At 57.1% G+C, this 8803-nt stretch carries 6 protein-coding genes and 5 pseudogenes; 4 read left to right on the top strand and 7 right to left on the bottom strand.

Annotation, left to right across the window (positions count from 1 at the left end):
- Positions 1-185: 185 nt before the first annotated feature.
- Both QD461_RS36085 and QD461_RS36090 read right to left on the bottom strand, forming a co-directional pair.
- Positions 186-308 (bottom strand): transposase, encoded by a 123-nt coding sequence (locus tag QD461_RS36085; protein WP_141694186.1) that lies wholly within the window; start codon positions 306-308, stop codon positions 186-188.
- The gene (locus QD461_RS36090; RefSeq protein WP_240535525.1) at positions 305-676 is read right to left on the bottom strand and encodes a transposase; all 372 of its coding nucleotides are present in this window, start codon (positions 674-676) and stop codon (positions 305-307) included. The genes QD461_RS36085 and QD461_RS36090 overlap by 4 nt, the downstream gene beginning before the upstream one ends.
- A gap of 498 nt (positions 677-1174) precedes the next feature.
- Between QD461_RS36090 and QD461_RS36095 the strand changes: the two genes are divergently transcribed.
- From QD461_RS36095 to istB, 3 genes and pseudogenes are all read left to right on the top strand, one after another.
- On the top strand, positions 1175-2068 hold the full coding sequence (locus tag QD461_RS36095) for a MurR/RpiR family transcriptional regulator (protein ID WP_004126151.1): 894 nt from the start codon (positions 1175-1177) through the stop codon (positions 2066-2068).
- Positions 2069-2635: 567 nt separating this feature from the next.
- Positions 2636-3921, top strand: a pseudogene (istA, locus tag QD461_RS36100) (IS21 family transposase).
- Entirely contained in the window at positions 3921-4721 is an 801-nt protein-coding gene (gene istB / locus QD461_RS36105) for an IS21-like element ISSme2 family helper ATPase IstB (protein WP_004126157.1), read from the top strand. The pseudogene istA and the gene istB overlap by 1 nt, the downstream one beginning before the upstream one ends.
- Positions 4722-4946: 225 nt before the next feature.
- Here the strand turns inward: istB and QD461_RS36110 are convergent.
- From QD461_RS36110 to QD461_RS36120, 3 genes and pseudogenes are all read right to left on the bottom strand, one after another.
- Positions 4947-5732 (bottom strand): annotated as a pseudogene (locus QD461_RS36110) (IS110 family transposase); the annotation flags it as partial.
- 103 nt (positions 5733-5835) lie between these two features.
- The gene (locus QD461_RS36115) at positions 5836-6777 is read right to left on the bottom strand and encodes a cupin-like domain-containing protein (RefSeq protein WP_240535526.1); all 942 of its coding nucleotides are present in this window, start codon (positions 6775-6777) and stop codon (positions 5836-5838) included.
- A gap of 584 nt (positions 6778-7361) precedes the next feature.
- Positions 7362-7607: pseudogene (locus QD461_RS36120) on the bottom strand (hypothetical protein).
- Between the two features lie 137 nt (positions 7608-7744).
- Here QD461_RS36120 and QD461_RS36125 point away from each other — a divergent pair.
- A pseudogene (locus tag QD461_RS36125) lies at positions 7745-8054 on the top strand (transposase); the annotation flags it as partial.
- Between the two features lie 15 nt (positions 8055-8069).
- Here the strand turns inward: QD461_RS36125 and QD461_RS36130 are convergent.
- Positions 8070-8534, bottom strand: a pseudogene (locus QD461_RS36130) (IS66 family transposase zinc-finger binding domain-containing protein); the annotation flags it as partial.
- A 66-nt stretch (positions 8535-8600) separates the two neighbouring features.
- A partial coding sequence (locus QD461_RS36135; protein WP_414091589.1) for a transposase occupies positions 8601-8803 on the bottom strand: 203 nt, incomplete at its 5' end.

Here is an 8803-nt window from a genome sequence, read left to right on the forward strand (position 1 = left end):
GTCGGTCGAGATGATGCGTAACGGACTCGAAAAGGCGGGCATCAAGGGCGATTACGGGACGCGCTTCCGGCCCACCGATGCCGTTCTGCAACTGCTGAACAGCATCTAAGCTAAAACATTATGTGGCGGAAGATGCCAGATTTGGCAGTCCCCGGCTGGCGCCATGACGGCTCCGCCACAAAATCTCACCCGATGCATAAAAAGGGGTCGAGGCCGCCATCGCGCACCAGGGCCATCAGCGAGGCCGCGCCTTTGCGGAAGTCGACCGGTTGGCACGACACATAGACCACGACACCCGAAGCGATCATGCTTGCCGTACCGCCCTGACGATGCCGCTCAGCAGCGCCGGATCGATCGAAGCGCTGACGCGAAGTGTCGTGTCGCCCACCTGGATCTCGACAGTGTCCGTCCGCACCGCCTCGAAACGAGTAAAGGCCTCATCGTTTTCGGTTGCTCTCAACCGCTGAACCGAACCAGATGCAAGGGCTACGCGCCGCCATCCAAAGAGCTGCGATGGGTCCATTCCATGGGCACGCGCGACCGCAGAGACATTTGCGCCCGGAGCCAACGCTTGCTCCAGGATCAGAGCTTTCGCCTCATCTGACCACGACTTCGGTTTCCGCCGCGTTCGCACCGGCTCCGCCGTCAGAATTTCGAACGTACGATCATGATTCATATCTTCACTCATAGGATTCCCAGCATGATTCATGCTGAAAATGAGCGATTTCGCGTCTCCATGCTACGTGGGATGGCCTGTCCGCTTACGAACAGTGGAGATAACCCCTTCGTTGGCTAATTCTGCGGAGTTGGCACATCTTTTGCTTGCTTCCTATTGCGAAGCAATGGACTGCCGATCTTAACGTCAAGGACGAGATTATGATGATGAGAAGTAGAAGACAGCGTGCCGCACATCGAGTAATTTCATGTTCGGCGCCGTCCTGATTCTCCTGACGATGTTGGTGCGCTTGGGTTGACATCGCCTGATCTTCAAGAAAGTTTCAATCAAACCAGGTCCCGGGGAACGCTTAAGCACGTGGATGCCGTAGGCAACACGGGCTGTTTGAGGCATCGCGGAATGGTCACGTTTGTCAACGAAGACGGCGACCTTAATCCATAGACCAAGGAAAAGCCTTTGTCGCTTAAGCATTTGCCTAATAGACTTCAGGAAGTAAGAATGGATTGTCCCACCACAAGTCTCATAAAGAACAACTATGAGCGATTTCCTCGGCAAATGAAGGTCGCTGCGCGTTGGTTGGTTGACCATCCGACAGAGGTCGCACTGCTGTCAATGAGGGAGCAGGCACGCCGAGCACGAGTGCCTCCGGCAACATTAACGAGACTTGCAAAACGCCTTGGCTTCGACGGTTTCGACAAATTAAAGGAGGTATTCGCCGATAGGGTCAGGGAACGGCCGGAAAGCTTCGGTGGGAGTGGAGAGGAGTTATTGGCACGAGCGGAGATCGGGGGCGATGGCGTCCTCATATGCGATACAGTGAATGCTTTGCAGGGTCATCTAAGCAGGTTCGCGCAGCCGCCCGCGATTGCCGCGTTGGCGGCAGCAGCCGACCTAATAGCGGAGGCGAAACAAATTTTTTGCGTCGGCCGCCGTTCAAGCTTTCCCATCGCCTATCTAATGCACCATGTTGGATCATTGCTTGGCTCTCCTACAACATTGATCGATGGGATGGGCGGTGCCTCCGATGATGCGCTTCGGTCTGTCGGCCCAGAAGACATTTTGCTAGCGGTCACAGTCAACCCTTACACTCGCTTCACAGTACAGGCAGCCGAGTTTGCCGTATCCCGTGGTGCAAAACTCGTCGCTTTGACGGACAGCGAACTGTCTCCAATCGCCAAGATTTCTCAAGCGGTAATCCGCGTTCGCACCGAAGTTCCTTCATTTATTCACACGATGACTCCCGCATTGGCCGCAGTAGAATGTCTCATGGAACTGGTCGCCGCGAGACGCGGGAGCTTCGCTCTTCGAGCTCTGGCTGACCATGAAGAACAACTTATGGAATTCGAAACTTATGCTCTGAAGAGCGGCGTCGGCAAGAACTCTCATGACTAAAGAAGAGCCAGAAATTTGAACCGCTCGTTTCCGCCTAGCAGGTCGCTGAACTCTATCGCATCGAGGCTGAGTTGCGTTTGTTTCCCCTATCGATTGGCCGGAGGACAGGATCGATCAGCGCCCTTGATAGCGCACATGCGGACCTAGCTGAGCCACCATCTGGCTCGCGTCGCTGGCTGCTCAACTGTCTAAAGCTCTGTCTCCCGCCCTGCGCAGCCGCTCCAAATACCAGGCCCATAATAAGGAAGGCCGAAGGTTGCACGATTTACCTTTACAATGAACATCAGAGCTCACGTGCGATAACTGGCTATCAAACCGAGTCTTCAAATCCTCTTATGTTCGTTGTCAAGTGGTCTAGGCATGACTGTGTCCCTTCCATCAGCAGTGATGAAGCCGTGTAGATGAAGCTGATATACAAAGTTGGAGGCAGGGCTTTCGACGACGGTTGGCATACTCTTGTGCGCGGGTTGTTTACCGCATTTCCGTAGGTTCTGTCGGGCGAAATGAAAAACTGACCCCCTGACGAACCGAAGAACTGACCCCTCGTGTCAAAACGAGGAATGATGGATGACGAGCACGATTTTATCGCATCCTGCATTGTCGCGAACGATGCAGGACGGGGATATGCTTCAGGCTGATGAGGTGGTGGCGATGTTGCGGCTGCACGAGCTCGGTTGGGGCGCCAAACGTCTATCGAAGGAGTTCGGATGCGCCCGCAATACGGTCCGGCGTTATCTTCGAGAAGGCGGAGTTGCACCGTTCAAACAGCCTGTTCGGCGCACGGGGTTCGACGGGCTTGATGATTGGCTTCGCGAGCGTTTTTTCCGGCACGACGGCAATGCGGATGTAATCCGCCAGGAGTTGGCGAGCGAGCATGGAATCACCATCGGTCTGCGTTCAGTTGAGCTTCGAGTTCGGCAGTGGCGGCGAGAGCTAAAAGCACAGAAGCGGGCGACAGTCCGCTTTGAGACGGCGCCAGGCCATCAGATGCAGATCGACTTCGGTGATACGAAGGTATGGATCGGCGGCGAGCGGGCTCGGGTTCATCTGTTCGTGGCGACGTTGGGCTATTCGCGACGGATGCACGCTCGCGCGTCACTGAGGGAGCGGCAGGCGGACTGGTTCGAGGGGATGGAAGGCGCCTTTCTGCGGTTTGTTGGATTCCGGCGGAAGTGCTGATCGACAATGCGAAAGCCCTGGTCGAGCATCATGATGCGGTGACGCGAGAGGTAAGCTTCAACGCGCGACTGCATACTTTTGCCCGTTATTGGGGCTTCACGCCGCGGGCCTGTGCACCGTATCGGGCGAGAACGAAAGGCAAAGACGAGCGCGGGGTCGGCTACATCAAGAAGAACGCGATCGCCGGGCGACGCTTCGAGAGCTGGGCCGAGTTCGAAGCGCACCTGGATCGATGGACACGCGAAGTTGCCGACCAGCGTGAACACGGCACCACCGGTGTCAAACCGGCGGAACGTTTTGCCGACGAAGCYAAGGCGCTACGTCCGCTGGCCGGACGGGCACCCTTCGGACAATTGCGGGATCTGGTTCGCAAGGTTCAAGCCGATTGCGCGATCGACCTCGATACCAACAGCTACTCGGTCCCTTGGCACCTGATCGGTGAAAGCGTTCAGGTCGTAGTGTTGGCCGGCCGCGTGATTATCCGTCATGCCGGCCAGGTCATCGCTAACCATCCCCAGTGCCGGGGGCGACGACAACGAATTGTGGACCGGGCGCACTTTGTTGGCGTTACCGGCTTCGACGGGCCGGTTCGTAAGGAGGCCATCGAGGCCGCGCCCGCTGCCTTGCTGCGGCCGCTTGCGGAATATGAAGCAGTGGTTGGAGGAGGCTGGTGATGACGACTGTGGATCATGACGTGCTGATCGCAACGCTCGACCGGCTGAAGCTGACGGCGATCCGCGACCAGCTCGATACGTTGCTGGACGAGGCAGCGCGGTCGAAGATGACATTGCGGGAGGCTCTCGCCTTCCTGGTATCGCGCGAGATCGCCCGGCGCGACGAGCGGCGGATATCAATGTCGAGCAAGCTGGCGCAATTCCCGTTCGTGCGCGAACTGGACGGCTTCGACTTCGAGGCGCAGCCCTCGCTGGATCAGGGGCAGATCAGGGAACTAGCGACCTGCCGCTGGATCGCCCACGGTGACACTGTTCTGTTCCTTGGACCGCCAGGTACAGGCAAGACGCATTTGGCGGTGAGCCTCGGCCGCGAGGCGATCCGTCAAAATTACAACGTCCAGTTCGTCACGGCGGCTACCTTGGTGGCGATGCTGGCGAAGGCTCACAGCGACGGCTCGCTCGACAAACAGTTGACGATTCTGTCGCGACCGAAATTGTTGATCATTGACGAGCTGGGGTACCTGCCCTTCGAGGCCAATGCCGCCCACCTGTTCTTCCAACTGGTGTCTCGGCGCTACGAAAAGGGCTCAATCCTGATCACTTCAAATCGCTCTGTGGGCGAATGGGGAAGTGTTTTTGGGGATCCCGTCGTTGCCACGGCAATATTGGATCGCCTGCTTCACCACTCGACAGTGATCACCATTCGGGGCGATAGCTACCGACTTCGCGAAAAGCGCCGCTCCGGCCTTCTGCAGAAGGCCGGAGCGGCGCTTGAAACCAACGAAACTGCAAACAAATGAGGGGGTCAGTTCTTCAATTCGGCAGAGGGGTCAATTCCTCGATTCGCTTGACAGGTTCGTCTGGGGCTGCCTCTGTCTACGATCGGGCATGGGCTCAACGCTTGCCACTTGGATTTGGCGAGGATTCCCCACCGGGGCTCTGCCCCCAAGTTTATACATCAGCAGATATATGCGAATGCTGATTAGCTGCTTCCTTTCATGTATTGAGGTTGGCGTTGATCACGCTTATGCCGCGGGAGCGACCTCTTGACCGATAGCCCACAGGAACGCCGCCATTTCCCGAGCGATCGCGATGGTGGCTACTGCCTTGAGCTTCCCCGCGCCGATAAGTTGATGATAGCGTGCGCATAGCCGGATCTGAGCTTTCCAGGCGATTTCGCGGACCGGCTGTGGCAGCCCCTCCAGTCTTGCCTGAATGGCCCGACTTACCCGGGCCGGGTAATCTATACGTCCACGCGCCCTCAGAACACGGCGGGCCCGCGTACTTCCCGCCTTGGTGATACCCTTGCGTTTCACCGGTTCGCCAGTCGAGCTCTCGGACGGCACAAACCCCAGATACGCCATCAGCTGCGGAGCCGTTTCGAAGCGCCTGACGTCGCCGATTTCAACCACGAAAGTCACCGCTGTGAGGAGCGAGACGCCGCGCATTGCTTGATAGGCTTCGACGACTGGCGCCATCGACCAGGAGACCACAGTCGCGGCGGCCTGTTTGGTCAGCCGCTCTACCCGAACCTCAGCGTCTTCGATGGTCTGAATGTATTCTGCGAGAACGATGTGGTGGGCGGGATGGGTGAACAACAACTCTGCCAACCATCGCCGATGGACTTGTGTCCAGGGCGAGCGGCCGCTATAAATATGACCGCGACGCAGCAGGAAAGCCTGCAACTGCTGGCGGGATTTCTTCAGGGCGTCGTTTGCAGCCTCACGAGCCCGGACCAGATCGCGGATCGCCTCATGGGTCTCATCTGGAACCCAAACTCCCGTCAGTTCCCCCGCCCGGTGCAATCGGCTTGTTCGAGCGACCGTCGGAGGAACAGCTCAGCGGGCAACACCTCACTACCGCAGCAGGTTTGATCTAGCAATCCCGTATGCGAGCTCGTGCGGCTCACTGTTGTCAACTCACATAGCTCAGATAGGGCCGATATAGGGGAAACGTGATAGCTTCCGGTACGTTGCTGATTACCGCCAGCGCGGTGACCGCGTTGTAAAAAATGACCTCTTTCGGCATGCCCTTGTCTGCCTGCGTTAGCGCATCTAATACGCTGCGATTCGTGTGAAAATCGATGTTGAAGGAAATCGAGGCCGATAAGCTGCGAACGTGATGGAGCGTTCCGGGCGGCATATAAAGGATGTCACCGGGATTTACCGTGATTACGAGGGGTGTCGCTCGCTTGTACTGCGGAAAGCGCACATAGTCCGGTTGCTCCGGGTCCACATCAAACCACCGCCAACCTCGGCGTGCACAGCGGGTGGCTTGGCTGGGTGGGAGAATGGTGAACTGCTTCGCACCGAAGATTTGGAAAAATAGGTTATGGCTAAGCAGCGTATCGAAGTGGAGGGGGGTAACGGTTCCTTCCGGACCCATGAAAAACTGCGTATAGCGCCACCAGTGCCGGCGGTAAGACGAACTGACAAAGTTAACCGGGAAGGGCTGACAGTCCTCCGCCAAGCTCTCCACTAAGCCCAGTAGGGGGATGTCGTGGCAGTAGGGTGCCGCTCTCGCGTTCAATGAAGAGGCTCCATCGTGGCAAGACGGTGACTCCATTACAAACCGGGCGTATTTTGCTAGTTCCCAAGAAGAGACCTTAATCTCGCTGCCGTCGAGCGTTTTGGTGGGTACAATCATTGACCCGGCGACTTTCTCAAAATACTCAGGTGACCAGCGCTGACAGGCACTCCAGGCTGCACAGCCTCCACGTAGGAGAACCGGCCGCATGGGATCTCGGTAGTTCGTCGCAAATTCCCAGTCAAATAGCTCTGTCACTGTAGGAATCGATGACCAGCCAGAGTCTTCTAGCGGCGCCAATGAGGATGCTACTGTTTCAAGTTCAACCATTTTTAATCTCATATTTTGCGTGAATTCGTTAAGCGACGACTCCCATCGCGACCGTAGCGAATTGGCTAACCAGCAGCATGCGGTATTAACCTCTTGGACGGGTAAGTAGACCTTGTATTTATGCAGGCGGCGGTCGAAACGTAGACCCGGCACTATCGAACCACTCGGGTCCCACTTCCGTATGCTTGCTCACACACTCACGAGCACTTGTCGCGGAAGGTGTCGTTTGCACCGAACTCTCTGAGCTTTGTAAACCGCATGGGATCACTATTCCCGCAGACGGTGTACATTCATTCCTGTCATTTTCCTGTTAATTTCCGGATAGAAGGATATTCGGAATGTGCCCACCTGCTCAACTATTAGTCTTGGTAGTTGGTGTATATACATCTGAGCAGACCACCTAGGATGCGTACTGTCGACCGCGGGCATACAACTCGATCACCGCAAATGTCGGGATCTGGAACGATGCGCACGAGATAGGTGCTGGTTTCCATTGCTTTTGAGCCGGATGGAGCGTGCTGAAACCAACGCATCAACGGCAGGGCGGCTTTTGCAAAGCAGGTAGAGACGTGGGGAAGACCTTCTCACCAGCAGCTTTGGGTTCGCACCAGTTGGCGACTTACTTGGCGATCGCGGTTTGCTGAACATCTGGCGTCGGGACGCTCGGCTGACCGTATGTCGGCGAGGAGATCTTGAAGATCGTCAATCCCATTTTCGGTCAGGCCTTTTGCCATCTTCACTGCCGCCACGGAGATAAACCAGTTTGCCTTCGGCGATATTGTCCGAGTTGGCGGTTACCTCTCGACTAATTCGAAGTTCTCGCCGATCATGGCGACGACTTCTTGTGAGCAAGATAAAACCTCCACCTTCGGTGGAGCGTAAGCCCCGTCTGTGTCCCATCGGTTCGGCTGCTTTTTGCAGCATAGGTTCGAATGCGAGAAGGTTTCCAGGCGCATATGGAAGCTGAATGATGGATGATGGATTTGTTGGTCGGTACGAGGTTGTTGAGCCGCGCCGCGGTAACCGGCGGTCGCCGGATGATGTGAAGGCTCGAATTGTGGCGGAAAGCCTTGAGCCTGGTGTTCGTGTTGTTGATGTCGCGCGTCGTCACGGCGTAATAGCGAACCAGCTTTCCGATTGGCGGCGTCAGGCTCGCGACTGCATTCTTATACTGCCGTAACACTGCCGTCAGAGCGCATGGTGTCGAGCCAGCGTTCGTGCCTCTGCCAATCGCTGCGGAGTCGCCTGAGCCTGTCACTCGTTTGGACGCTCCTTTAATGTGATCCGTGAGGTGCCGCTCCAAATCCGACCTGATCGGCCAACGTCGAGGTCGACAGGTCTATGCCCTCACATTTGAACCTTGTGCTCTGGCGGTTCAGCGGACTGTGCATCCCAAATTTGTCGAAGACGATCGTCGCCAGCAGATGCGGACCGATGAAGCCGCGCGGCGTGGCATGGAACGGTGCTGGCGCCTGGCTGATCGCCTCGCAATCGCGGCAGGTAAATTTCTCCCGAACCGTCTCGATCACTTTGAAGCGGCAGCGGTATCTCCTCCAGTGTCTCGTTGACATCCTCGCCCAGCTTCGACAGGCGCGGCCCGCCGCCGCAGCACAGATGGTCGGGGGATCGATCACCACGCGCTCGCGCTCGGCATCCTCTGGCCAGGGTTTGCGCACCGGCCGTTTGCGTGTGAACGAACGCACGCTCGACGTTCTGGCGGCAGCAGCCTGGGCCGCCACTTCATCCTCCGTCGCGGCCATCAGTCGGGTAGGCGCGGCCCGTTTCCGGGCCGCACCCCCCTTAGAGTCGGATTCGAAAAGCGTTCAACGATATCCATACCTTGCTAGCCGTCTGGTGATGAGACGAATGTGGGCGATCATGATCCACGCTTCGGCTGATGCGATGGAGCGTTCGACGTCTTTGGCCAATCTGCGGCATCTGCCAAGCCAGGCGAAGGTCCGTTCGACCACCCATCGACGCGGCAGAACCCCGAAGCCTTTCGCCTTGTCTGAGCGCTTGATGATCT

The organism is Rhizobium sp. BR 314 (assembly GCF_047445805.1).
Taxonomy (GTDB): Bacteria; Pseudomonadota; Alphaproteobacteria; order Rhizobiales; family Rhizobiaceae; genus Rhizobium; species Rhizobium lusitanum_B.

What these genes read in the sequence shown, in the direction of transcription:
- QD461_RS36085 (WP_141694186.1), bottom strand. Translation starts at nt 308, where the DNA reads ATGATCGCTTCGGGTGTCGTGGTCTATGTGTCGTGCCAACCGGTCGAC.
- QD461_RS36090 (WP_240535525.1), bottom strand. Translation starts at nt 676, where the DNA reads ATGAATCATGATCGTACGTTCGAAATTCTGACGGCGGAGCCGGTGCGA.
- QD461_RS36115 (WP_240535526.1), bottom strand. Translation starts at nt 6,777, where the DNA reads ATGGTTGAACTTGAAACAGTAGCATCCTCATTGGCGCCGCTAGAAGAC.
- istB (WP_004126157.1), top strand. Translation starts at nt 3,921, where the DNA reads ATGACGACTGTGGATCATGACGTGCTGATCGCAACGCTCGACCGGCTG.
- QD461_RS36095 (WP_004126151.1), top strand. Translation starts at nt 1,175, where the DNA reads ATGGATTGTCCCACCACAAGTCTCATAAAGAACAACTATGAGCGATTT.